Below are 25082 nucleotides of genomic sequence, written 5' to 3' on the forward strand. Positions count from 1 at the left end.
TACATGTTTAGAAAGGAAATGATTATGACAGAATTTAAAGATCGATTACAAGTAGCCGATAAAGAAAAATGGGATTTAACGGACATTTACCATACAATTGAAGATTGGGAAAGCGATTTTCATAAAATTGAAGTTTTAACGAACGAATTACACGGGTTTAATGGAAATATTCACGATGGCAACAGTTTATTAGCTTATTTAACGAAAAGTGAAGAAACTTCTAGCATAATATCTTTAATGTTCGCTTATGCACGATTACAATCTGACCTAGATACACGTGACACGAACTCTCAATCCCTTGTTGATAAAGTATCACAATTACATGTGAAAGTAAGTGCAGCGAAATCATTCTTCTCTCCATTCTTACTTAGCATAGATGAAAACACATTACATACTTACATAGAAGAAACAGAAGGCTTACAATATTATAAGGAAGATTTATTTGAGCTATATCGTTATAAAAAACATGTTTTGAATAAGGACCAAGAAGAAATATTATCCCAAATGGGTGAAGCACTTTCCTCCCCGCAGCACACGTTTGGCATGTTAAATAATGCAGATATACTATTTGGTGAAGTGACGACTGATGGTGGAGAAAAAGTAAATTTAACACGTGGAATGTATTCAAAATTAATAGAAGATGAGAATCGCGAGAAACGTAAAGAAGCTTATAAAGCTTATTACAAACCATATGTTCAGTTAAAGAACTCTATCGCTTCTACTTTATCTGCCGCAATTAAAAATAACGTTACTGTGTCAAAGCTAAGAAAATATCCATCTGCTTTAGAGAAATCATTATTTGGTGATATGGTTCCGAAAGAAGTATATGACAATTTAATTGATACGACAAAGAAAAACATTCAATCTTTACATACATATAATGAACTTCGAAAAGAAAAATTAAACGTAGATGAACTACGCCAATACGACTTAAGTGTCGATTTAGTAGCGGGTGTGAAACAAGACATTCCATACGACGAAGCATTTGACACCATGATCGCATCACTAGCTCCTTTAGGAGAAGAATATATTGAAACATTAAAAAGCTTTAAAGACAAACGATATATAGACGTAAGGGAAACACCTGGAAAACGTTCTGGTGCTTATAACTTTGGTGTATACGGCGTCCATCCTTTCATTCTTTTAAATCATCACGATGATTTAAATAGCCTTTTCACTCTTACTCACGAATGTGGTCACGGTATGCATACACATTATTCACACGGATACCAACCAAGAATTTCTGCACACTACTCCATCTTTGTTGCAGAAGTCGCTTCTACAGTCAATGAAGTGTTATTAATTCAATATTTATTAAAAGAAGCGAAAGAAACGAACGTGCGTAATCATTTAATTAACTACTTTATCGATAGCTTTAAAGGTACTTTCTTTACACAAGTCATGTTTGCAGAATTTGAAAAAATCACACATGAAATGGCTGAGCAAGGTAAACCATTAAACGCTCAAGTCTTCAGTGAAATTTATGAAAATCTATTTAGAGAATATAACGGTGATTCAATTGTATTTGATGAAGAAGTAAAATACGGATGGTCTAGAATCCCTCATTTCTATCGTCCATTTTACGTATACAAATACGCAACTGGATTCGCCTCTGCTATCCAAATTGCCGATAAATTATTAAGCGGTGATCCAAATGCACAGAAAAACTATATTGAATTCCTTAAAGGCGGAAGTTCTGACTATCCATTAAACCTACTGAAAAAAGCTGGCGTTGATTTAACTACGCCAGAACCAATTGAAAGTGCATTAAATCGATTTGCTCAACTTGTTGAAGAGTTTTCAGCATTATAGAAAAAAACATGCAGAGTGTATATTCTGCATGTTTTTTATTTGAATCCCTTTATTCTAAATGTTGCTGCGTCACACAGTGAATCATGCCACCATACGCATACAGTTCATTTACATAAATACCAACAATCCTTCTCCCTGGAAATTGTCCTTCAATGATTTGAAGTCCTAACTTGTCATGTTCATCACCGTATATAGGTACCAATACGACTTCATTTCCAATGTAAAAATTCAAATACGAGCCTTTACAGTCTGCTTCTTTTACCGATTTTCTTGTTAATGGTACTGGGATAAGCTGAAATGGCTTTCCATCTATATTTCTCGCTTGTCTCAATTCTTGATAATGCTTTTCGTACGCCTCCAAAAGGTATGATTCGCCTTCCCCGAAAGGATCATATTCATATAGAATCGTATTTTCATTTACAAAACGCGCTGCCCCATCAATATGGTAATCTGTATCTTCATCATAATTATCCTCTCCGCGAATACCAGTTATCCATATAAAATTCGTTACCCCTAAATACTTCGTTAACTCTATTTCAATCTCTTCCTGACTTAGTGTAGGGTTTCGATTCTCATTTATAATAGAAGTTTTCGCTGCCATTAAGGTCCCGTTTCCGTTTATCTCAATTCCTCCACCTTCTAGACAGATACTAGATTCAACTTTGGGAATGCTATGCATTTCACTTATTTTATTTGGAATAACAGCATCGTTTTCATACGGATATTTATCCCCCCAACCATTAAATATCCAATGTGTTAGGAAGAGATTTCCTTCTTTATCTTTTACAAAGATTGGTCCATTATCTCTTATCCAAATATCATCAGTTTCCTGAACTAAGAAATCAATTTTATCCATATTTACTTTCGCTTCAATTAACTTCGATTGGACATGCGTTTTTTCTTCCTCATCAAATACAACTATATGCACAATTTCTCCATAATGAAGCTCCCTTGCCATCGTTACCCAAATATCATCCAACTTAGCTCGGTAACCTTCACCTCTATGAGCTTTATCATGAGGCCATTGGAGCCATGTCCCCTCATGTTTCTCCCATTCTGCAGGCATATAAAACAAACTAGTTTCTATATTTCTCATACATGTTCACCCCTTCTCTGAATGTAAGTTCAGTCTATACTTTGACATCGTGTTAAGGTCAACAGGAATATATTCATTTACTTGTAGTAATTTTATAAAGCGTTTCTTTATTTCTCCTTGTGATACACTATTTCTCCTTGTAAAACTGTCACTAAAACTTTCGCATTCGGAATCTTATCGGCACTCATTTTAGTAATATCTTCATTCAGTAATACCATATCAGCTGATTTCCCTACTTCAATCGAGCCAGTAATGTTATCAAGACCTAATGCTTTCGCTGGCTTAATTGTATAAGCATCAATAGCTGCATGTACATCCGACAAGCCTTTTTCATCAATACTTAATGCGTTCGAAATCGTCACAAGTGGATTCAGTTCGTTTACATCCCAATCACTACTAAGCGATACATTCGCGCCTGTTTTCCAAATCCGCCCTAACGGCATAATTCGTTTCATTTGCTGATTTGTAAAATACGTACTTGCCCAGCTTTGTTTAGGATCTTCTGCAAAATCATGGCCTACTTGAAAATCAGCGCTAATACCTAATTTAGCAAAACGATTTATATCACTATCTTCTACCATTTCAACGTGCGTGAGCGTATACGGCTGGTTTGCCCCTTCTTTTTTCGCAGCTTCAATTGCATTTAAACTCTCTCTTACCCCACCGTCTCCAATCGTGTGAATGAGTGCACCGTAACCAATTTTATTAAGTTCAGTTAACCACCATTTCATTTTTTCTTCTGGAATATAGTTCAAACCATATGGAGTTCCTTTAAACCACTCAAACTTATATTTTTCTAATATTTTAGCTGTACTATTAATGCTAATTCCATCACTATACATTTTCACTTGATTTATAAGCATTCGGGATGACAAATCATCACGTTTAATTTTTTTGAAATACTCCATTTGTTCTGCTTCATTTAAATTCGGATATACCCATGGACGAAGTACTACTCGCGTTGTTAGCTTTTTTTCATCATAAACTTTATTCCAAACATCTAACCAGCCTCGCTTCCAATAGAGACGTCCATCACCGACTGTAGTAATACCATTCTTCGCAACCTCATCTAATCCGTCCAACAAACCTTCATAATTTTTTTCAAACAGATTTGGTTGAGAGTTCCATGCTTTTTCCATCACGATATCTCCTGCTGTATCATAAAGAATCCCAAAGGGTTCTCCTGTCTCTGGATCTCGAATGATTCTTCCGCCTTGCGGATCTTTCGTATCTTTATTTATTCCCGCTAACTCGAGTGCCTTTGAGTTAACCCATACAGAATGAGAGGTTCTTTCCATAATTAATACTGGATTATTAGGAAATAACTCATTTAGAACTTGTAATGGAGTTTGTTGTTCTGATTTTTCGTCCATATCTTTTAACAGTTCTTCTAAACTAAATCCAGTTCCGCTTATCCATTCCCCTGTCTTTACATCTTTTTTACACGCTTTTAAATACGAGCGTTGTTCTTGCAGCGAAGCATCTGGTGAGACACTACAATTCCCTGCTGCCGGTGATTTTGCTTCAAAAATATGATTATGGTTATCCACAAAACCAGGGAGAATAAAACGCCCTTGTAAATCCACCACTTTCGTATCTTCATTTATAAATTCCTCTACACCCTTGTTTGAACCAACAAATGTAATTTTCCCTTCTTTAACAGCTACAGCCTCTACAATGTCTTGCTCTCCATTTGAAGTATAGATTGTACCATTTTTAAACACTACATTTTTAGGCAACTGATTAGGTAGAACAAAGCTACCATTCTCACCTTCTCCTACTCCAGGAGTACATGCCGAAATCCATACCATACTTAGAATCAGACAAATAAGTAAAATTTTTCTTTTCATATTCTTTCCCCTTTTTATTATGATAAATTGCTTTCGTATATAGAATAAGGATTGACATAATGTTAATGTCAATCCTTATTCTCATTCTATTTTCGTAACTAAAAAACAAATTTGTGTCACATACTCTTCTACTAAACAATCACATTCAGGCCCTTTTATATAAACTTCATATGGATGACCATCTATTATATAACCGTTCCTTTCTATCCACTCTTCTAATGCCATATAAGCATAACCTATATAGTCGTAGCTACCATAATGCATAGTAGTAACAATTTGATGCTGATTTAGCTTTTTTATTTCACATTCTTGTAATACACCTTTATTATCCTCATCCATAATCGGAATTCTTAATTCAATATCACTATGATTTGGAATATACTCTTTATCATAAAAAACCGTAGATGGAGAACCGACTATTTGAAAGCTATTTTTTTGTACTTTTTCATATAAGTCATAAAAATAATCATCCATATCCTCTATATCTATTTGTAACCTTTGAGCAATTACTGTTATTTCATTTCTCATTCCAATTAATATATCGTAACTTCTATGACGAGCGATATTTAAACCATTGTTCATACTTACCATTTCATTCATTTCAGAAATAACCTGTAAATTTTGTTTCACCTCATGAGACAACTCTATAATTTGCGCTTGCATATGTTTAATAAATGAATTTTGATCTGATGACTGGAGAATTACTTTAATTTTCGGTAAAGGAAACTTGTACTCCCTCAGCTTTTTAATTTTCAACGCTATTTCTAACTGCCCTTGTTCATAATATCTATACCCATTTTCCGGGTTCACATATGCCGGTTTTAATATCTCCTCTTTGTCATAATGTCTTAGCATCCGTGTACTCATTTTACAAATCCGCGAAAATTCAGTAATTGTATACATATAAATACCCCTTGAATACATTTTCTTATAAGCTTATTTATTAAAACCAATCAAATATTTTTTTGATTGAAGAACCTTCATTCTGATTGTCCAACCTTTTCATTTTTGGAGGTAACAAATGACTCGGACAATACCACGTTAAACAATTCATTGCGCCTCCCATTGTCGATATTTCTCCTACATGAATTTGAATAGCTTGTTTCTCTGTATGTTGTTGAATATATCGTAAAACTTCTCTGTCTTTAGCTAATCCAAACTTAGGAACGTAAAGAGCATCGCATGTTTCTAACATATTTATATACAAACCTTTTGCGGATGCTATTTCTTGATCATATTGCCCTTTCTCTGTATATGAGGAAGGAACAACGATAAATTCAGCTTCTGGCATTTGCTCTTGAATAATCTCTTGAACATGATATCTAAATTCATTATCACCTAGAAAATCACTAATAAACATTGTGTGTTCATTAATAAATTTAACCATTCCGTCTGCATGTGCAAGTACATCTCCTTCTTCAGCAGGAATAATAATGACTCGGCTCACATCTAAATCCCACTCTAATTGCTCAATTATTTCCTCTTCTGTCCAATCATCGTTATCATCAAATATGCGTTCTGTTAATATAACGGTATCTTTTTTATTCCAAATAAGATTACCACCATCTAATATTAACGGGGATTTCACATATTCAAATTCGTTCTTTTTCAACCATTTATTAAATTGTTGATCTAAATATCGCCCTTGATCATCTGGTAAATAATTTGGTCGATATTTAAATTTAACAAGATGATTCGTTACAACTGGCGCAACATCTCTTAACCAAATATCATCATACTCAAAAAAGCTCGTATGGAATTCTTGTTCTTCAACAGATAAAGAAATAAGTTGGTCTGTAACTCCCTTCTTTTCATTTAAATTTTCATTAAAATAAATAAGTTCTTCATAAAACGGTTCATAATATTCATTTGATTCATCTGGTATCGCAGTAAAAATAATGCCATTATGTTTTTGTTCCATATTATTTACCTCGCTTTTTAATAATGATCGAATAACTGTTTTCAATCAGCCAGCTATTCCCCAATTCATTTCTCTTTTCATTACAACTTTTGAAACGTTCACATTTCATGAATGGATTATAGCACGGAGAAATATTATATATTTATATAAAAAATATAAAGCCGTCGTTAAGCCGGAAACTGACTCTTGACAAGATTTTAAAACACTGTATTTCATGACCACATTAAAAATGTAATCGTCATACACAATGAAGGATTAGATGATTTTTTTCTCACGTTTCAAATCCAAGAATCCTAATAGAGCATTTTGATTATACAAATTCACTAAATTCGCCTCTATCCCTATGCAAATTGCTTCAAGCGGAAGATCGTTTGGATCCTGACCAAATGGATCTTCAATTTCAACCCCTATTGCTTCTATCCCTATAAATGCAAAACTTATAAACGTAGTTGCTAGTACTGTAGCCCAACCAAGACTATCAACAAGACCAATCGGTAAAGTCCCGCAAAATATGAGCAGTAAAATTTTAATATGAGCAAAATATGCAAAAGGAATAGGCGTTGTTTTAATACGATCACATCCACCCACAGCCGTAAGCAGATTATTCAAATCAGCTTCCATATTAATTATTGCATTTGGATGAATTTGACCCGTTTTCAAACCTTTTGATAGTATAGTTTTTAACATAAAAACTATACTAATCGGTAAATGAATAGACTCAATCAATATTTCTTTTTCCTTCTCAGAACAAGTATCAAGCAATGATTTGATTTCAGATAAATCTTTTTCGTCTCTCAAATGTCCTTTCGCTATCTTTGGAAAAGCAATTAATAAATGTAAAAATTTCAGCTTTTCCTGATCCGTCTTTTTCCCTTCAGACTCCCAATGACATAAAAAACTAACTGCTAAATTTCTAGTACAGGCACCTATCGTGCCGAATAACTTTCTACCTTCCCAGTACCTATCGTAGGCAGTGTTAGTACGAAAAACTAACAGTAAACCTAAAGCCCCTCCAACAATTACCCAAGGGGTTTGATTAATTTTTATTACTACATAATAATAATTAATCACAGTTACTACCGTTGAAACGCATATATATAATAAAATCTGCGGGAAAATATCTCTTATAACTGTTCCCTTTAATGTAAATATTTGATGTAAACTATTTTGATTATTGTAATGAACCATATTTACAAAAGCCTCTTTCTTTATTAACTTGTTATTCTTTAAATTATGAAAGTATACAATTAAATAGTAGAATCATAAACCCTATTATTAGGAAACTGGTTAAAATTATTTCTTTCAATACCGTTACTCCTTTTTACCAAAAGATACAACATCTTTTTTGATTTAAACAACAAATATTCACTCTTCTAAATCACGACGCATTATTTTAGAATTTGCAATGAATAAAGCACTAATTAACACAAAAATCGCGCAGGCGTATAGCAATGAATCTAGTGGACTATCGTGATCTATAATAATTAGACGAACAATAGCCGTTATACCTATATATATAAAATATCGTAATGGAAAATGAAAGTTCATTTGAAAATACTTTATAATCATTACGATGAATTCAAAATATAAAAAGAATACGACAATGCTATCAATTAAATGATAACTAGATTCCTCACCACTCAATTTCAGTTCTTGTATAAATTGAATGACTTCTTTCATAAGAAACACACTTAAAACAATTCCCAAACAGATCAAAGCTACATTTATAATGTACTGTAGAACGATAGGGAACAACGAAAATACTCTCTTTAAATTCTTTAACACAAACATTTTTCTCCTTTTCCATATAAAACAATAATGACAATATATTTTTATTTAATTATCATTACATTAAAATTATACATTTCATTCTTATTACAGGTGTTAAAACAAGACAAAATAAGTAAAGATAGCATTTCACCTATTTTGTCTATAAAGCAACATAACGAAACTATAATCGATTACTTCAATTGAATCGGTTGTTGCTGTGTCACACAATGGATCATTCCGCCATTTTTATAAAGTTCTCTCACATCAATTCCCACTACTTTACGATCCGGATATAACTTCTGAATCGTATCATTTGCGATTTTGTCATTTGGATCATTATAATTAGGCACCAATACAACTTTATTTCCAATATAATAATTGATATACGACCCTTTATAATCGAGAGTTTTTCCATCTTCTAAAGTAACTTTATCTTTACTAAGCGGTAAGTATTCATACTTATATTTCTTTCCTGAAGCATTTTTTGCATCTAACAATGTATCCATGTCTTTGTTTGACAACCCCCATTCAGCCAAGTCATCTTCTTTCATCGTTACAATGGTAGATTTATCATGGAATTTAGCAAATCCATCAATATGAAAATCAGTAATATCTAAATTAGGCACTCCGTCTAACCAAATAAAGTTTGTCACGCCAAGATCACTTATATATTTTTCAATTTCCTTTTCTGATAAATCAGGATTTCTATTTTTATTCGTTACTGCACTTCGAGTTAATAAAGCAGTCCCATTGCTATCTAATTCAATTGCGCCACCTTCAAGGACAAATTTCCCCCAATCAATTCTTTCAATCCCTAATTGTTTACTAACGTTCTCACGTATACGAGCATCATTTTTGTAAGGTGTTTTATTCCCCCAACCATTAAATGCTGGATCTAATATTTTTAGATTTTTATTATTGTCATAAACAAAAATTGGTCCACTATCTCTTGCCCATACATCATCAGTAGGCGCTATAAAGAAATCAATCTTCTCCATATTTAGCCCTTCATCTGTTAAAAGCTTATTGATTCTCTCTTTTTCTTCCTGATCATATGCAACAATGTGGACTTTTTCACCCTCTGTTAAAGCGCTTGCCATCTTAACCCAAATTGGTTCGACTTCTTGTTTATACTCTTGACCATATGTGTATTCATGTGGCCATTGCAGCCATGTACCTTCATGTTTATCTTTTTCATCCGGCATCGTATATTTCCCAGCATTTTTCTGTACCTCTATTTTTTCCCCCTCTTTCCCTTTAGCATTTTCATTGTTCCCTTCAAAAGAACATCCACTAATAATCGCTGTAGATAATGCACTTATTAAACAAAGCTTCACTACTTTTTTCATTTTTCCAACCTCCTGTTCTTGTCTCCAATAATGTAAGGCTTCACATAGTGTGAAGCTCAAGTTTTTTATTTAATGTAAAAAATACCAATTAGTCTCCGCTATGATTAACATAATTTTAATAACATACATATAATTCATTCATCATATTTTTACCATTTGTATCATTTAAATTCTAAAAAACAATGTAAATCAAAAAATCGGTATGGATAATTATCCATACCGATTTTTCATTACATACTGAACACTTATTTTCCTTCTATTAAATCTTTCGCCATCTTTCTAAACTCTTGATTAAATGCATCGTTCATTCCATTTTGTACGTTAGAGAAAAGAATTACAAAAATTCGTTTATCTCCATTAAAATTATTAAACGTGTTCCATCCAGCTAATACTCCATGATTATGATTATAATCTGCATTAATATAGAAACTAAATCCATACTTTCTAGCGGGTGATACAGTAAACATATCTGATAAACTTTGTTTAGAAAGTAATTTACTATCTATAATTGCCTCATCTAACCTTTTCATATCATCCACTGTAGTGTACATTTCACCACAACCATATAGCCAATTCATTTTTAAACGAGGCGTAGCTATTAACTCATTATCTTTTTTCGTATACCCTTCTGCTAAAAACATATCTCCAGGGAAAGTTGCCCCCATCCCAGATTCATGCATTCCAACAGGAGTAAAAATATTTTCTTTCACATATTCAGCCAGCGGTTTATTCGATAACTTTTCTACAATATACGCAAGCACCATATAATTATAATCGGTATATCTCCATCCCATCCCTGCAGGAAATTCAAGCTTTTGAGATCCAATCCATGTTACTAACTTTAAGCGTGATGCTGCATCAACACCACCTTGTCCCTGCTCTGGTAATCCGGAAGTATGTGTTAACAAATTTCTTAACGTAATATTTTTATCTGCCGGAAACGACGGAATATATTTATTCACATTATCTTCTATATTCAATTTCCCTTTTTCTCTTAGCTGTAATATAGATATTGCAACTACTGTTTTTGTTATGGAACCGATGCGATATTTTGTTCTTGGCGTTGTTAAAACTTTATCTTTTACATTCGCATACCCGTAGCTTTTTCGTAAAACTACATTATTTTTATCTGTTACGAGAACTGTTCCGTTAAATCCTTTATCTTTTAAATATTGATCGAGTTTCGTTGCTGCAATATCATAACGTTTTTTCTGATTTGCATCAACTTCCAGCCTATCATTTCCAACCTTATCCTCAAAGTTTGAAAATGCCTTCAAACTGTATTTCTTTTCTTTATTTGCATGTATGAGTGCAGCGACACTCCCACAAAAAATAGCAAAAACAAAGAAAACGATTAACCATTTCTTAAACATATGGGAACCCTCTTTTATCTAGTTTCACTTTATACTTTTCCATTCTATTCTATATCTTTTTATTTTTTTATATTTTATAATCTATCTACTCTATTATTCCTCATAGTAAACTAGATTCCTTTTTTCTAACGTTCAAATTTTAACTACTCTCTATTGTAGTTCTTTTTTACAAAATTTCCACCTTACAATCGTATAGATCCAACTTTAATTTAAATTTTTTATGTAACATTTGTTACACATTAACAAAAATGGAGGTGGCAACTTGAAAAAGACCGATAAACGCAATCGTTTAGATGATATGATGTTTCATTATCGAGTAACAAAAAATAACATGATTTTAATTGAATATTACGAAAAACAAATTACAACTTTAAAAGGAAATGACGCTGAAAAATTTTTAAACAAAATAAATCGGGCAAATAACGAAAAAGAAAAACAGCTTATTATGGCTAAAATTACAGGTAATTTCAAAAGAGGAAATGAGCGTTAATGAAAACGAATCTCATTTCTAAATTGATTATACAGCATATAAAAAAAGAAATGTCACTCCCACGACATTTCTTTAGATTTTCTTCATAAAAAATTTACATTTTTAATATTCTTTTACTTTTACATAAACTTGCCACTAAAACGCTTAGTAATGCAGCTATACTCACCCATGAATATGTGTAGCCTTTTCTTCTCATGACGCTCAGCCCTTTATATTCATTTCGTTATATAGATAAAACATAACTAGCCGTATATTATCATAGATTTATAGCATTCTTCTGTATTTTATGCTAAAGCAGCTGGCGGTAATAATTGTGGTCCTTTCCCAATACGCGCTAATACCCAATCATCGTAATACCACATTTCCGTTTGACGGCGACTCATCATATAATCCCAACGTACTTCACGCTCAAATTCGATGATTTGTCCGTCACCACCAATTGTTACCCAGTTGAAACTTCCGTTATTATGCATCATCTTTACCCATAGAACAGGAAACTCCACAGTTTGTCCCCCGTCAACATACTGCCTCGTTTGTCTTTCTATACGAAGCAAAGTTAGGCCATTTGCATATTGTCAATCAACCTTTTCCATTATCTCCATCGCTATGTTCTCTACCTCATCCTTATGAGGCAGTTTACTAGAGTATACTGGCATCATGTTCGTATAACTCAACAGGTATTTACCATTTTGAGAAGTAATCGTTGTAATATGAGAACCACCGTAATTTAGTGGTTCTTCTGCTTGATAACGATGTATTTCAACATTTACACTGTCACGTAATTCTTCATGTTCATGCACTAATTTTACATACTTCGGTAATGGTAATAACATTGATACTTCCTTACTACAGTTTTGAAAAGTATTAAATTGATTAGCCATTAAACAGATCCCCCTTTACTCGTTTCGTTTTGAAATAATGCTTTCGGTACTTTCGAAAGAAATGTCGTAATCTCCCCTGCATAATATACATATAATTCATGCATTGCCCTTGTACATGCTACATAAAATAAATTCTGTTCAGACTTTTTATAGTAACTATCACTTGAAGCATCAAATATAATTACAGCGTCAAACTCTATCCCTTTTGCCAAATAAGCCGGAATAATAACAACGCCTTTCTCATAATTTGTATTTTCTTTTTGCACAAGATGGACATTTAATGTATCCCCTATTAGCTCCATAACTTTCATACATTCTTCATTTGTTTTACAAATAACCGCAATTGTTTTATGGCCCTTTTCTTCTAACTCTTTCACCTTAAGAATCATATTTTCTACATGCTCTCGTTCATCACTTACTTTTATATAAACTGGCTTCTTACCATCCCTGTTGAAAGCTTCAATATTTTTTCCATTTGGAATCATATACTTTGTAAATTCAATAATCGGTTTTGCCGATCGATAACTACGATTAAGCTGAACTGTTTCTACTTTACGATTTGCAAATAATATGGAGATAATATCGTTCTCTCTATTATGATCATGAGAGAAAATATTTTGATTCCTATCACCAAGTAATGTCCATTTCGCCTTCGGAAATAGTCGTTGTAGAAATGCTAATTGAAATGATGTGTAATCTTGTACTTCATCAATGAATACAAACTTTACAAGATGATTTGTTTTAAAGCCTTCAATTAACTCTTTTAAAAATAAATATGGTGCTGCATCTTCATATGCTAACCGTTTATTCTTCAAACGCTTCACCGTTTGCTTACATATATCTTCCCAGCAATCTGGTACGAAAATATCTTTCTGCATACTTTCAAATAACTGCTGAAAAATCGCAGAATGATTTACAAAAGCGAATTTTTTCACCTTTCTACGTAACGAACGAAAATGTTTCTTCACTACATATTTCGTTAATAATTCATGCTCCTGCTCATAATAATCAAATTGATTGTCCTTCTCTAATTTTTCATATAAGCGATTATAATCTTCTTTGTTTAAATACTGAATTTCTCTTTCTACCCAGTCTTTTTTCGCTTCTTTCTTTTCAAATTCGTTTAACTTCTTACAAATCCATTCCATTGTAAGTTGCATTCGATTTGGAATGGAAATAGACGTGTTTAGCGTATAAAAATAATCATATATCGTTCTTGCCTCAATAATCATTTCGCCTTTAAATTTGATATCATGAAATTGTAACCCTTTTTCACTTAGACTTCTCGCATATTTCTCAATTAGTCCCATAAATTCAACCGAAGATTTATATTGAACCCCTTTTAATCTAGTTTCATACGTACTTTCATTCTTTTTTGTTAAAACGTATTCTAACTGCGAAAAAGCATCTTCTATAGAAAAAACTCTTCCAATCATATGCTCAACATACGCCTGAAAGGTTGTTTGTTGCATATTCTCTTCTCCAAGCTCTGGCAACACGTTCGCAATATAACTATTGAACAACTCATTCGGAGAAAACAATAAAATTTGATCCGCATTAACCGTACCACGGTAACGATACAATAAATAAGCAACGCGCTGTAGCGCTGCTGAAGTCTTCCCGCTCCCAGCAGTACCTTGCACAATTAACACATCACTTTTATCGTTTCGAATAATTTGATTTTGTTCCCTTTGTATTGTCGCTACAATACTTTTCATTTGTTCACTTGCATTTCGTCCAAGTGCTTCTTGTAATAATTCATCACCTATGGTCACACCTGTATCAAACATACTTTGAATTGTTCCGTTTCGAATCATGTATTGACGTTTTAAAAGCAAATCGCCTGAAATCGTACCTATGGGCGCTTTATACTGCGCCCTCCCTAAAGTGTAATCATAATAAAGACTCGAAATAGGTGCCCGCCAATCGTATACTAAAAACTCATCATTTTCTTTATCATAAAAAGAGCCGATACCGATATACATTTCATCAGTATCCGCTTCATCATCTTCTTTAAAATCAATCCGCCCAAAATACGGCGTTTCTTTTATTTTCGTTAAAAGGTTATATTCATTTTTCGTATGACGATGTGTATGTTCTCTTTCAGCAAGAAGCTCTGCCTCTTGCCTAATACTCGCCGCCGTTTCAACAGCTTCTTTAATGTTATCTATATTTACTTTTACATCTTCCCAAAAGTTTTTTCTAATACTGACAATTTCAGACTTCACCGAACCAACTCGGCCATCCAGTTCTTTCAGTTCCTCATCTACTTTTTTAATGACTACATTTACACGTTGTTGCTCTTCTTTATAATGACTCATATAATCTCCCCTTCTCATACTATTTGAAAGCCTTATATGATACGCAACTTTTTACTTTTGAAAAATGCCACAGGCAACAATATCCCATGACTTTTGGAACTCTTCATTTATCCTCTCTTCTTTCCATCTCTCAGAAAAAGCAGGATGATAAAACGATGAAAGTAACCCAAATAACGTATGCGCTAAAAACAAACTATCTTGTTTTTTAATCTCATTACGCTCTATCCCACGATTTATCACGTTCTCCAGTTGTCCAACTAATCTTTCTTCATGCTTTTGGATCACCTTATTCTTTTGCTGCACTAACGAACTATTCAATGTAAATAACTCTTCGTTTTCAAGTAGCTCTTTCTTTTTAAGCTGAAATAAACGAAAGAACCACTCTTGTAAAATACTTTCCGTCTCTCCCTCTTTTCCAGCAATTTTCTCAAGCTGATCCGAGTACTTTAACAGCCACCTTTCTAAAATAGCATCACGTAGCGTGGCTTTACTCCGAAAATAAGAATATAAAGCCGCATGACTAACATCCAGTGACTTCGCAATACTAACAAGTGTCGTCCTACTCCATCCATATTTCATTAACTCTTTTTCCGCTGCATCTAAAACAACATTTTTCGTTAATGCCTTATCTGTCATTTTTCTCACCGTCCACTTTATTTACATAATAATATCATTTAAATAACAACTTACATTTTTTATTATTTGTAAGTTAGGTACAAAAAAATACTATTTCAATTAGGTTATAAGATTAACACATCCTTTTTCAACTTACAATATTTTTATTTTGTAAGTTGAAAGCAAATAGAAGAATTGTCTTATATGAGACAATTCTTCATTATTCACATCAGCTATTGTATAAACCGCTATTCTTCCTCGGCAATTTTCTAATGCTCTTCCTGCTGATTTAATTCTTTTTTCCAAACCTAATTCTCGAAATAACTCCATCGTACGTAAAGTAAGCCCACCTGCTTTCGGATGAATTGCAGTAGACGAATGCCTTTCAATAAGTAAGTAATCAATATTATGTTTTGCAAGAAATAACGCAGACACTAATCCTGATAATCCTCCTCCAACAATTAAAACTGGTACATAATTCGATTTCATATATTTATCCTCCACATCATTCTTCTGAGCTCAGTGACATAAATATAATCAAAAAAATATAAGCGGTCGTAGCTCTATATGTTATATGGGGTTACACCGCTTATTTTTTTAGAAATACATTCCCCCTTTTCTATTTTCTATAATTAATACTCCATAATTTTTAATACATATAAATTCATTCGTCTCGATTTTCTTTCTCAATATTGCACCTCATACAACTATCATGTAGCATTACCGTATCGATATAATGGTTCATCATCTTAAACCTTTCGACTAATTACCAGGAGGCAAAGTGATTGAAATGAATAAACAAGAACAATTAAATGTTATTAAAGAAGATTTTATAAATTGTCAAAAAATATTATTAGCAATTGGTGATGAAACACGTCAAGCTATTTTGTTAGTTCTAATGAAAACGGAATGTCAAACAGGATTACGTGTAGGAGAAATCACTAAGCAAACACACCTTTCTCGACCAGCAGTATCACATCATCTTAAAATTTTACGAGAAGCTGGTATTATTTTAATGCGTAAAGAAGGTACAAAGAATTTTTATTATATTGATATACGTACAAAATTAAGTTTATTAAAAAACCTTGTATTAGATATTGAGAAGTTACTGCAAAACTTTTATTGAAATTTGGAGGTACAAGAAATGAAAGCAATGATAATTGATCAGTATGGGAAAGTCCCAATGCGTATGACAGAGGTGCCCACTCCTGAAATAAATGAGTATGAGGTGCTCGCGGAAATTCATGCAGCTAGTATTAACCCAATTGATTTTAAAATACGCGATGGAAAAGTGAAGGTGTTGCTTAAATATAAAATGCCACTAATCCTTGGGAATGACTTTTCCGGTGTCATCGTGAAGGTTGGAGCAAAAGTGAATCGTTTTAAAGTTGGTGATGAAATATATGCACGTCCAAGAAAAGATAAGATCGGCACTTTTGCGGAATATATAGCCATTCATGAGGATGATATAGCCTTAAAACCAAAAAATTTAAGTTTTGAGGAAGCAGCGTCGATTCCACTCGTTGGCTTAACATCCTATCAAGCATTACATGACATCATGCAATTACAAAAAGGACAAAAGATTTTGATTCACGCTGGATCCGGTGGTGTCGGGACTTTCGCTATTCAGTTAGCAAAAATAATGGGTGCTACTGTTGCAACGACTGCTAGTGAAGCTGGAGCGAATTTAGTAAAATCTCTTGGTGCAGATGAAATTATTAATTACAAAACAGAGCAATTTGAAGATATACTAACAAATTATGATGCGGTATTTGATACAATCGGCGGGACAACACTTGAAAAATCATTTGATATTATAAAAAGCGGTGGGAACATTGTTTCCGTTTCAGGAATGCCGAATGCTCGATTCGGTAAAGAATTTGGTTCAGGATTTTTTAAAACACTCTTATTTTCATTAGCAAGCAATAAACTTACTTCACTTGAAAAAAAACATAATGCTCAGTACTCATTTTTATTTATGAAACCAAGCGGAGATCAATTACGTATTATTGCAAACTATATTGAAGCTGGAAAAATCAAACCTATAATTGATCGAGTTTTCTCTTTTGAAGATGCTCAAAAAGCAATGGAATATTCGGAGTCTGGAAGAGCAAAAGGAAAGATAATTGTAAAAATCAAATAATAACAAAACTCCATTTTAATCAATCTTTTTGAAAAATGGAGTTTTTGTATTTGCTGTTAAATAGACACAATGCAGTGAAGTCCTTACAATAGATTGCAAGGGGAAATAATACATTATACTTTTAGTTAACTTTACAAAGAATACATACGTACAAATACACAATTAAAAATACAAAAAGGAGGAGATAAAATGACTAAAAATAATGAAACAGGTTGGAATTTAGATACTAGTTATACTACTTTACCACGATCATTTTATACAGAAATCCCCCCTACTCCCGTAAATTCACCGGAGCTAGTTAAACTCAATCATTCACTAGCGATATCTCTTGGCTTTAACCCTGAAGAACTGAAGAAGGAAGCCGAAATCGCGATTTTTGCTGGTAACGCACTCCCAGAAGGTGCTCATCCATTAGCTCAAGCATACGCTGGTCATCAATTCGGACATTTTAATATGTTAGGCGACGGTCGTGCCCTTTTAATAGGTGAACAAATTACTCCTTCAGGTGAACGTTTTGATATTCAACTGAAAGGTTCTGGCCCTACTCCCTATTCACGCCGAGGAGATGGTCGTGCCGCACTCGGTCCGATGCTACGTGAATATATTATAAGCGAAGCAATGTATGCACTTGATATTCCGACTACTCGTAGTTTAGCAGTTGTCACAACTGGTGAGCCTACGTACCGCGAAACAAAGTTACCTGGAGCAATTTTAACTAGAGTAGCAAGCAGCCATATTCGCGTCGGTACATTTCAATATGCTGCAGCTCGCGGCTCAATCGAGGACCTAAAATCACTAGCTGACTATACGATAAAAAGACATTATCCGGAAATTGAAGCTCATGAAAACCGATATACCGCGTTACTACAAGAAGTCATTAAAAGACAAGCAAGTCTTATCGCAAAATGGCAACTTGTTGGATTTATCCACGGTGTAATGAACACTGACAACATAACAATTAGTGGCGAAACAATTGATTACGGTCCTTGTGCATTTATGGACAATTACGACCAAGAAACCGTATTCAGCTCTATTGATACACAAGGTCGCTACGCATATGGAAATCAGCCATATATGGCCGCATGGGACCTCGCTCGATTAGCAGAATCTTTAATACCGATTCTGCATGAAGATGAAGAAGAAGCATTAAAAATCGCCCAAGATGAAATTTCAAAATTTAGCGTACAGTATGAAAACAATTGGTTCCTTGGAATGAAAAAGAAATTAGGACTATTTTGTGAAGACGAACAAGACAAAGTACTTATTGAGAAACTTTTAAAAATGATGGAGAAATATAAAGCGGATTACACAAATACATTCCGTTCATTAACTCTCGATACACTAGAAAGTACACCACTATTTGAAAGTCCAGAATTTAAAGAATGGTACGGACTATGGCAATCTCGAATAGAAAGTCAAGACGAATCAAAAGAAAACGCCTATGAGATGATGAAAAATAATAACCCATCAATTATCCCAAGGAACCACCGCGTAGAAGAAGCACTAGAAGCAGCTGTTACAGATGGAGACTATAGCGTAATGGAGAAGCTTCTTGAAGCTTTATCAAATCCTTATGCGTATTCTACAGACCAAGAAGCATACTGCGTTCCACCTGTGCCGACGAATCGTCCTTATCGTACTTTTTGTGGGACTTGATTGTGTAATATCTTTTAATGTGCTTTCAATTATTGAAGGCACATTTTTTTGTTTAGCACAAGCATATATCGTACTCCCATCAAACCATAAATACATTACTATTCCGATCACATTAATTGACTATCTTCGTGAAAAATGTTGAGAAATATCAGTTTTACTTTTTAATATTACTATTTTTGTTATTATTAGTTATAAGAATATTCTAAAAAGGAGGAGTCTTCATGTTTACACCCACTAAAAGTGAACAAATCACACAACTCTTAAACGAATGGTACATAGAAATCCGTTTAAGACGCATTGATAGTGCAAACCGTTTTAAAGAACAAATAGACAATAAAATTAACATTTTAAAAAACGAATATCCAAAAGGTATACCTGATCAAAACCTATTACTCTATTATTCTCTACTAAATTTCCGATACAATTATTTAATTGATAACTTAGGCGTCTCTAAAGACAGTTTTAATAAAATTGAGTCATTTGAAATTCCAACAAATAATTTCTTATCATATTACTATCACTTCTTTAAAGCTATTCACTCAGATGCAATTGGAAACTATATACTAGCGAGAGAGCATTATGATAAAGCTGAAGCTTTACTTCAATACATTCCCGATGAAATTGAGAAAGCAGAGTTCTACTATAAACTAGGATATTCCTACTATGACAATCAACAAACACTTCAAGCCATCAAAGAAGTAACAAAAGCTAAAGATATGTTTTCTAATCATCTAGGATATGAAGTGAATGTAGCTTTTTGTGATAACATTTTAGGTTTAGCATGTATAAATTTAAAAGAATGGGAACTTGCTGAAGAACATTTTACAGCTGCAATGAATCAATTTCAAAAAACAGGAAAAGAAAAATTCATTTTAATGGTTCGACATAACTTAGGATGGATGTATTCAAATCAAAACCTTAACGCATTAGCTATTCGTTATCTCTCTGAAGTTGTCGAGAAATCCCCAAATCATTATAAAGCTATTTTTGCTAGCGCTTTAGAATACTACAAATTAAAGGAAATTAGCGTAGCAGACGAGCTAATAAAAAGAGGATTAAATATTAGTAACGAACTAAAACAAGAGGAATTCCAACATCGCTTTATGATTTTACAAGAACTAAATAACAGTTCACCTGCTAAAATATTTGAAAAAGTAGCATTAGCAGGAATTAAATATTTCGAGCGAGAAGAATTATATGAAGATGTTCAGGAACATTGTGAAACATTGGCAATTAAATTCTATGATGAAAACGAACATTCTGAAGCAAGTAAATATTTTTATATGGCATTACAAGCAAAGAAAAAAGCAAATGCTAAAGGAGGATTAAAATGAAAAAGTTACTCTTAAGTTTTATGGGAATCGTTACAATTCTAGCATTTAGTACTGGTATAACAAGTCCAACAAAATTGGATCATTCTAATACCAAGATACAAAACCTTTCTGTAGGTGATGGCGGCGGTTGATTTATACATTTTTTCACACAAAAATTTCAAACATGAAGTCATGCATAATTGCATGACTTCATGTTTATTCGTTGAAATATTCACATCTTTGTTCTTAGCTCTCTTATGTCATTTACATTACTAAAATCAATAATATATAGCTTATTTTTTCTATTACAACGAATTCCTCGTCATCATTCTAGCAATCCCCCTACTCCCCTCACTACCAACTTTCTCAAGCTCCTCCACAACTAAATCCCGTCTCTCTACAGAATGATTTTGACTTAACTTCGCTTTTCCTTCTATTTTATTTACCTTTATCTTGAATCCAACTATTCCCCGACTTAATCCTTCCATATAATTCGGATCTACCTCATTCAGCGAGTAGGTACTCTTTGGATTTTCATATTTATGTACTAAATCTTGAAGAGAATCTATTAATTCCTGTTCATCTTCAACAATTTCTAATTCACCATATACATGCACAGCAATGTAATTCCATGTTGGTACTGCTTTGTTTGTTTCATACCATGACGGAGAGATGTAACTATGCGGCCCTTGAAATACAGCTAGTACTTGTTGATTCTCAATATCTTTCCACTGTTCATTCGGACGTGCGAAATGCCCATGTAAAGTAAGAGTCTTCCTATTTAATAGCAACGGTAAATGCGTTGCATATGGTTCTCCATTATGTTGAGAAAATAACGTTGCAAAGCTATTTTGTTCAATTATTTCGTACTTCATCTCTTCATCTTGTATTGCGAAGTATTTTGGTATGTACATAAGCTCCCTCTTTTCTTATCTTCTTATTTCCCATTATATTCAAGTCTCGTAACACTCAACAGGGCCAGTTTGTATTTGTTTTATAATGGCAGCCTTCTATCTAAAAAGAATAGGCCGCATGTACTTCTGCCGCCTTAGTTTATTTCCCCCAATATATTTGTAATAAATGCCGTCTTACCTTCACTATAATCGGCTCGACTTTTCGGCTCTCTTGCTAAACTTTCCTTTAAGCGCCCCTATTCAATAGCAACATCGGTATGTTCACGAAGATAATTACGAAACGCTACATGTCTTCTCAACTCATTTTTATTCCGCTATTTGCGGGTAGTAAGACTAATAATCAGTGAGGACTGTCCCCACTGATTAAATTTACACTTTATAACCTCTGAATATGCGTATCCTTAAAATCAGTTTCATACTTCAATCCATACCCAAGCATTCGATCCATCCCAATATGCGCTGTCCATATTAAACCAACCATTAAGATTGTATCTATCTTTAAATAGACCCCTATTAAAACAAGTATTATTGATATAATATATGTGTGAAATAGATTATAAATTTGCGCACCGACACGATTATTTATCGTGTATGCAACCATCGCTAAATCAGGTGCAAAAAGTAATACGATAAATAATAACCAACTAAATCCACATAATGCATATATATAAATCGCAGCTAATAAGACGACCAATCCTTCAAAGTGTATAATTCGTTTCTCCAAACTTCATCATTCCTTATCTGTTAGCTTGAAAATTTTATTCGGATTCAAAATATTTTGCGGATCAAGAGCTTTCTTTATTTTCTCCATTACGAATAATGCCGCCCCATGTTCTTCTTCTTGATACTTTCGTTTTCCAATCCCAACGCCATGTTCTCCAGTACACGTTCCGCCTCGTTTAAGAGCGTACAGTACGATACTTTCGTTTATTTCGTCACCTTTTCTCACTTCATCTTTATCATTTGGATCAATCATTAAGAGCACATGGAAATTACCGTCCCCAACATGACCAAGAATACCACCAACAAGACCTACTTTATCTAATACCTCTTTCGCATGTTGAATTGCGCCAGCTAATTCCGAAATTGGTACACAAACATCCGTACTCATTAGCTTTTTACCAGGATAACTATGAACGTAAGAGTATGCTAAGTTATGTCTTGCATCCCATAATTTATTTCTCGCCGCTGTTTCCGTCTCAAACGCAATTTCTTTACACTTATGATCAAGAACGATTTCTTTCGTAAATTCAATATCTTGCTTTAGCCCTGCTTCATTGCCATGAAACTCTAAAAACAGTGTAGGTTCTTCTCTGTAACTCGTTTCATTATAATGATTTACTTGTTTCATAGATAGTTCATCAACAAGCTCTATTCTCGCAATTGGAATACCAGCTTGCAATATATGAATAACAGCGTCTACTGCATCATTTATAGTTGGGAACGATGCTCTCGCAGCCATAACATGTTCTGGTATGCCGTATACTTTTAATGTTAGCTCTGTAAAGCATCCAAGCGTACCCTCTGATCCTACGAAAATACCATTTAAATGATAACCTGATGATGACTTCGCCGCTAAATTGCCAGTATGTATCAATTGTCCATCAGCAAGTACCACTTCTAAATCGCGAACTTGATCACGCATTACACCATACTTAACCGCTGTCGTTCCGCTCGCATTCGTAGCAGCCATGCCTCCTAACGTTGCATCTGCACCTGGATCTACACTAAAAAACAGACCGTACTTTTTCAATTCTTTATTGAGCTGAGAACGAGTCACTCCTGGTTGTACTTTCACAAGAAAATCTTTCTCTCTTATTTCAAGTATTTTGTTCATTAATGAAAAATCAACCGTAATCCCCTTTTCATAAGGAATTATATGGCCCTCTAAACTAGAACCTACCCCAAATGGAATGACAGCCTTTCCGTGGTGACTCGCTACTTTCATAATCTTGCTAACTTCCTCAGCCGTTTTCGGATACACAACTACATCCGGCAAACTACTAGTATGATATGATTCATCTTTACTATGTAACTCTCTTACTGTCTTATTAACAACTACTCGATCTTCAGGAAGTACATCCTTTAATTCATTTACTAAACGTTCAATTGTTATTTCCATAACGAGCTCCCCTTTTATATTATTTACTCCACAATAATTATACCATTTTTATACAAAATAATCAGAATAGTGAGATTCCTGGAATTTTATATAAAAAAGAACTTGTAGTATTCCCTACAAGTTCTTTTTTATAAAACTACATTTTAGACGATTTCTTCAATAAAATCATAAACCAAACTAAAGTAAATGCCATCATAGAATGAGAGAAACCTACAATATAAGTTAACCCTTTAAAGTCCGCTCCATTTAGTTGAAGAAGTCCTCTCGCAGCTAGCGATCCTAACATTAAAGTTAATGCGATATTATGTAAAATAAACCAGTTATTAAATCCTTTCACTTCATGAAAAGCGAATACTTTTGCTAATCCTAAAGCAATTAAAAAGAAGAAAAAGCCAAGTACTAACGTATGCGTATGTAAAAGATTTAATAGTGTAGATCCTATAATCCCTTTAAATTTCCCATACTCCCTAGCGAATATTCCTGATAGTAAACCAATAATTAAATAAGTAAACGATGCGTTATATAATTTCTTCATTATGTACCTCCTTAAGTAGAATGTGTAGTGTGTCATATTTAGTAATAATGATAGTTATATAGTAAAAACTCCTAGTTACCTAGGAGTCATTGTATATGCATCTCACTCTTTCCAGTTAATCCTAATTATAAAATATCCTTCTATACAAAACAATCGAACTTTATGTGAACAAGTAACTCTCAATTAAAATAACTTGCACTTTTATTTCGCACAATCCATACTAATTGTTATAACTTTTAAAGGGGGTGCAATAGATTGATAGTTTTAGAAACTGAACGTCTCAATCTTCGTTGGTTTGATATAAAAGATGCTCCGTTTATTCTCGAGTTAGTAAACGATCCTGCATGGATTCAGTTTATTGGTGATAAAGGGGTTAAAAACTTAGAAGACGCAAAAAATTATATTGTAAACGGGCCAATCGATATGTATAACAAAATTGGATTTGGTCTTTACTTAGTAGAAAGAAAAGAAGATCTTATCCCGCTTGGTATGTGCGGTCTTATTAAAAGAGATTCATTAGAAGATATTGATATCGGTTTTGCCTTTTTAGAAAAATTCCGTTCAAAAGGATACGGCTATGAATCAGCTTCTGCTGTAATGAAATATGGTGTACAGAAGCTAGGAATGAAACGAATTGTAGCAATTACTTCTACAGACAATGTTGATTCCGGAAAACTTTTAGAAAAAGTAGGATTGCGATTCGAAAACATAATTTCAGACTCAGGAGAAGATCTAAAATTATTCGGGTATAACGCATAATAAAAAAGGTCGCCATTCACGGCGACCCTTTTACTATTTTACTTCTACCGTATACTTTCCTGTTCCCCCACCGTACTGATATACATGTAAATAATACTTCCCTGGATACGTATAGTAACTACCTACTAATTTATTTCCTTTCATTATAGATAGATAAAACAA

The 25082-nt window shown here is 33.5% G+C and carries 22 protein-coding genes and 3 pseudogenes; 8 read left to right on the forward strand and 17 right to left on the reverse strand.

Annotation, left to right across the window (positions count from 1 at the left end):
• Nucleotides 1-24 precede the first annotated feature (24 nt).
• Nucleotides 25-1812: an oligoendopeptidase F gene (gene pepF / locus QUF93_RS18545; protein ID WP_289359782.1), complete on the forward strand. Its 1788-nt coding sequence runs from the start codon at nucleotides 25-27 to the stop codon at nucleotides 1810-1812.
• A gap of 49 nt (nucleotides 1813-1861) precedes the next feature.
• Here pepF and QUF93_RS18550 read toward each other — a convergent pair whose 3' ends face one another.
• From QUF93_RS18550 to QUF93_RS18585, 8 genes are all read right to left on the reverse strand, one after another.
• Entirely contained in the window at nucleotides 1862-2908 is a 1047-nt protein-coding gene (locus tag QUF93_RS18550) for an agmatine deiminase family protein (protein ID WP_289359783.1), read from the reverse strand.
• 107 nt (nucleotides 2909-3015) lie between these two features.
• The gene (locus QUF93_RS18555; RefSeq protein WP_289375778.1) at nucleotides 3016-4758 is read right to left on the reverse strand and encodes an amidohydrolase; all 1743 of its coding nucleotides are present in this window, start codon (nucleotides 4756-4758) and stop codon (nucleotides 3016-3018) included.
• An 81-nt stretch (nucleotides 4759-4839) separates the two neighbouring features.
• Nucleotides 4840-5661, reverse strand: a complete 822-nt coding sequence (locus tag QUF93_RS18560; protein ID WP_289359785.1) for a MerR family transcriptional regulator — start codon at nucleotides 5659-5661, stop codon at nucleotides 4840-4842.
• Nucleotides 5662-5701: 40 nt separating this feature from the next.
• Nucleotides 5702-6679 carry an agmatine deiminase family protein gene (locus QUF93_RS18565; RefSeq protein WP_289359786.1) on the reverse strand — a complete coding sequence of 326 codons (978 nt, stop codon included), beginning with the start codon at nucleotides 6677-6679 and terminating at the stop codon, nucleotides 5702-5704.
• A 255-nt stretch (nucleotides 6680-6934) separates the two neighbouring features.
• Nucleotides 6935-7867, reverse strand: coding sequence for a bestrophin family protein (locus QUF93_RS18570; RefSeq protein WP_289359787.1), 933 nt, complete (start codon nucleotides 7865-7867; stop codon nucleotides 6935-6937).
• Between the two features lie 177 nt (nucleotides 7868-8044).
• Nucleotides 8045-8464, reverse strand: coding sequence for a phosphate-starvation-inducible protein PsiE (gene psiE, locus QUF93_RS18575; RefSeq protein ID WP_289359788.1), 420 nt, complete (start codon nucleotides 8462-8464; stop codon nucleotides 8045-8047).
• Nucleotides 8465-8640: 176 nt separating this feature from the next.
• On the reverse strand, nucleotides 8641-9798 hold the full coding sequence (locus QUF93_RS18580; RefSeq protein WP_289359789.1) for an agmatine deiminase family protein: 1158 nt from the start codon (nucleotides 9796-9798) through the stop codon (nucleotides 8641-8643).
• Nucleotides 9799-10043: 245 nt separating this feature from the next.
• The gene (locus QUF93_RS18585) at nucleotides 10044-11171 is read right to left on the reverse strand and encodes a serine hydrolase domain-containing protein (RefSeq protein WP_289359790.1); all 1128 of its coding nucleotides are present in this window, start codon (nucleotides 11169-11171) and stop codon (nucleotides 10044-10046) included.
• 262 nt (nucleotides 11172-11433) lie between these two features.
• On the opposite strand from QUF93_RS18585, the gene QUF93_RS18590 reads away from it, so the two are divergent.
• Complete coding sequence (locus QUF93_RS18590) at nucleotides 11434-11661, forward strand: hypothetical protein (protein WP_289359791.1); 228 nt, start codon at nucleotides 11434-11436, stop codon at nucleotides 11659-11661.
• A gap of 284 nt (nucleotides 11662-11945) precedes the next feature.
• Here the strand turns inward: QUF93_RS18590 and QUF93_RS28910 are convergent.
• From QUF93_RS28910 to QUF93_RS18615, 4 genes and pseudogenes are all read right to left on the reverse strand, one after another.
• A pseudogene (locus QUF93_RS28910) lies at nucleotides 11946-12542 on the reverse strand (hypothetical protein).
• Nucleotides 12542-14863, reverse strand: a complete 2322-nt coding sequence (gene helD / locus QUF93_RS18605) for an RNA polymerase recycling motor HelD (RefSeq protein WP_289359794.1) — start codon at nucleotides 14861-14863, stop codon at nucleotides 12542-12544. Before helD ends, QUF93_RS28910 begins: the two are co-directional and overlap by 1 nt.
• Before the next feature lie 51 nt (nucleotides 14864-14914).
• Nucleotides 14915-15499 carry a TetR/AcrR family transcriptional regulator gene (locus QUF93_RS18610; protein ID WP_289359795.1) on the reverse strand — a complete coding sequence of 195 codons (585 nt, stop codon included), beginning with the start codon at nucleotides 15497-15499 and terminating at the stop codon, nucleotides 14915-14917.
• 165 nt (nucleotides 15500-15664) lie between these two features.
• A pseudogene (locus QUF93_RS18615) lies at nucleotides 15665-15967 on the reverse strand (FAD-dependent monooxygenase); the annotation flags it as partial.
• 292 nt (nucleotides 15968-16259) lie between these two features.
• On the opposite strand from QUF93_RS18615, the gene QUF93_RS18620 reads away from it, so the two are divergent.
• The 5 genes from QUF93_RS18620 to QUF93_RS18640 all read left to right on the forward strand — a co-directional run bounded on the left by QUF93_RS18620 (nucleotide 16260) and on the right by QUF93_RS18640 (nucleotide 20742).
• Nucleotides 16260-16604: an ArsR/SmtB family transcription factor gene (locus QUF93_RS18620; RefSeq protein ID WP_289359796.1), complete on the forward strand. Its 345-nt coding sequence runs from the start codon at nucleotides 16260-16262 to the stop codon at nucleotides 16602-16604.
• Between the two features lie 18 nt (nucleotides 16605-16622).
• Nucleotides 16623-17621, forward strand: a complete 999-nt coding sequence (locus tag QUF93_RS18625) for an NADP-dependent oxidoreductase (protein ID WP_289359797.1) — start codon at nucleotides 16623-16625, stop codon at nucleotides 17619-17621.
• A 189-nt stretch (nucleotides 17622-17810) separates the two neighbouring features.
• The gene (locus QUF93_RS18630) at nucleotides 17811-19277 is read left to right on the forward strand and encodes a protein adenylyltransferase SelO (RefSeq protein ID WP_289359798.1); all 1467 of its coding nucleotides are present in this window, start codon (nucleotides 17811-17813) and stop codon (nucleotides 19275-19277) included.
• Nucleotides 19278-19498: 221 nt separating this feature from the next.
• The gene (locus QUF93_RS18635; RefSeq protein WP_289359799.1) at nucleotides 19499-20611 is read left to right on the forward strand and encodes a response regulator aspartate phosphatase; all 1113 of its coding nucleotides are present in this window, start codon (nucleotides 19499-19501) and stop codon (nucleotides 20609-20611) included.
• Nucleotides 20608-20742 carry a Phr family secreted Rap phosphatase inhibitor gene (locus QUF93_RS18640; protein WP_000735068.1) on the forward strand — a complete coding sequence of 45 codons (135 nt, stop codon included), beginning with the start codon at nucleotides 20608-20610 and terminating at the stop codon, nucleotides 20740-20742. Before QUF93_RS18635 ends, QUF93_RS18640 begins: the two co-directional genes overlap by 4 nt.
• A 153-nt stretch (nucleotides 20743-20895) precedes the next feature.
• Here QUF93_RS18640 and QUF93_RS18645 read toward each other — a convergent pair whose 3' ends face one another.
• The 5 genes and pseudogenes from QUF93_RS18645 to QUF93_RS18665 all read right to left on the reverse strand — a co-directional run bounded on the left by QUF93_RS18645 (nucleotide 20896) and on the right by QUF93_RS18665 (nucleotide 24161).
• On the reverse strand, nucleotides 20896-21504 hold the full coding sequence (locus QUF93_RS18645) for an FMN-binding negative transcriptional regulator (protein ID WP_289359800.1): 609 nt from the start codon (nucleotides 21502-21504) through the stop codon (nucleotides 20896-20898).
• A 134-nt stretch (nucleotides 21505-21638) separates the two neighbouring features.
• A pseudogene (locus tag QUF93_RS18650) lies at nucleotides 21639-21818 on the reverse strand (GrpB family protein); the annotation flags it as partial.
• 62 nt (nucleotides 21819-21880) lie between these two features.
• Nucleotides 21881-22228 (reverse strand): DUF4260 domain-containing protein, encoded by a 348-nt coding sequence (locus QUF93_RS18655; protein ID WP_289359802.1) that lies wholly within the window; start codon nucleotides 22226-22228, stop codon nucleotides 21881-21883.
• A 6-nt stretch (nucleotides 22229-22234) separates the two neighbouring features.
• Nucleotides 22235-23626, reverse strand: coding sequence for an FAD-binding oxidoreductase (locus tag QUF93_RS18660; RefSeq protein ID WP_289359803.1), 1392 nt, complete (start codon nucleotides 23624-23626; stop codon nucleotides 22235-22237).
• Nucleotides 23627-23762: 136 nt separating this feature from the next.
• Nucleotides 23763-24161, reverse strand: coding sequence for a DUF2871 family protein (locus tag QUF93_RS18665; RefSeq protein WP_002160976.1), 399 nt, complete (start codon nucleotides 24159-24161; stop codon nucleotides 23763-23765).
• A gap of 255 nt (nucleotides 24162-24416) precedes the next feature.
• Here QUF93_RS18665 and QUF93_RS18670 point away from each other — a divergent pair, with 255 nt between their 5' ends.
• Nucleotides 24417-24920, forward strand: a complete 504-nt coding sequence (locus QUF93_RS18670; protein WP_289359804.1) for a GNAT family N-acetyltransferase — start codon at nucleotides 24417-24419, stop codon at nucleotides 24918-24920.
• Nucleotides 24921-25082: the final 162 nt, after the last annotated feature.

This window comes from Bacillus hominis (assembly GCF_030348325.1).
Classification (GTDB): Bacteria; Bacillota; Bacilli; order Bacillales; family Bacillaceae_G; genus Bacillus_A; species Bacillus_A hominis.

Excerpts from the sequence above, each read along its gene's own strand:
- pepF (WP_289359782.1), top strand. The coding sequence starts at position 25 with ATGACAGAATTTAAAGATCGATTACAAGTAGCCGATAAAGAAAAATGG.
- QUF93_RS18550 (WP_289359783.1), bottom strand. The coding sequence starts at position 2,908 with ATGAGAAATATAGAAACTAGTTTGTTTTATATGCCTGCAGAATGGGAG.
- QUF93_RS18555 (WP_289375778.1), bottom strand. The coding sequence starts at position 4,758 with ATGAAAAGAAAAATTTTACTTATTTGTCTGATTCTAAGTATGGTATGG.
- QUF93_RS18560 (WP_289359785.1), bottom strand. The coding sequence starts at position 5,661 with ATGTATACAATTACTGAATTTTCGCGGATTTGTAAAATGAGTACACGG.
- QUF93_RS18565 (WP_289359786.1), bottom strand. The coding sequence starts at position 6,679 with ATGGAACAAAAACATAATGGCATTATTTTTACTGCGATACCAGATGAA.
- QUF93_RS18570 (WP_289359787.1), bottom strand. The coding sequence starts at position 7,867 with ATGGTTCATTACAATAATCAAAATAGTTTACATCAAATATTTACATTA.
- QUF93_RS18580 (WP_289359789.1), bottom strand. The coding sequence starts at position 9,798 with ATGAAAAAAGTAGTGAAGCTTTGTTTAATAAGTGCATTATCTACAGCG.
- QUF93_RS18585 (WP_289359790.1), bottom strand. The coding sequence starts at position 11,171 with ATGTTTAAGAAATGGTTAATCGTTTTCTTTGTTTTTGCTATTTTTTGT.
- helD (WP_289359794.1), bottom strand. The coding sequence starts at position 14,863 with ATGAGTCATTATAAAGAAGAGCAACAACGTGTAAATGTAGTCATTAAA.
- QUF93_RS18610 (WP_289359795.1), bottom strand. The coding sequence starts at position 15,499 with ATGACAGATAAGGCATTAACGAAAAATGTTGTTTTAGATGCAGCGGAA.
- QUF93_RS18625 (WP_289359797.1), top strand. The coding sequence starts at position 16,623 with ATGAAAGCAATGATAATTGATCAGTATGGGAAAGTCCCAATGCGTATG.
- QUF93_RS18630 (WP_289359798.1), top strand. The coding sequence starts at position 17,811 with ATGACTAAAAATAATGAAACAGGTTGGAATTTAGATACTAGTTATACT.
- QUF93_RS18635 (WP_289359799.1), top strand. The coding sequence starts at position 19,499 with ATGTTTACACCCACTAAAAGTGAACAAATCACACAACTCTTAAACGAA.
- QUF93_RS18640 (WP_000735068.1), top strand. The coding sequence starts at position 20,608 with ATGAAAAAGTTACTCTTAAGTTTTATGGGAATCGTTACAATTCTAGCA.
- QUF93_RS18645 (WP_289359800.1), bottom strand. The coding sequence starts at position 21,504 with ATGTACATACCAAAATACTTCGCAATACAAGATGAAGAGATGAAGTAC.
- QUF93_RS18660 (WP_289359803.1), bottom strand. The coding sequence starts at position 23,626 with ATGGAAATAACAATTGAACGTTTAGTAAATGAATTAAAGGATGTACTT.
- QUF93_RS18665 (WP_002160976.1), bottom strand. The coding sequence starts at position 24,161 with ATGAAGAAATTATATAACGCATCGTTTACTTATTTAATTATTGGTTTA.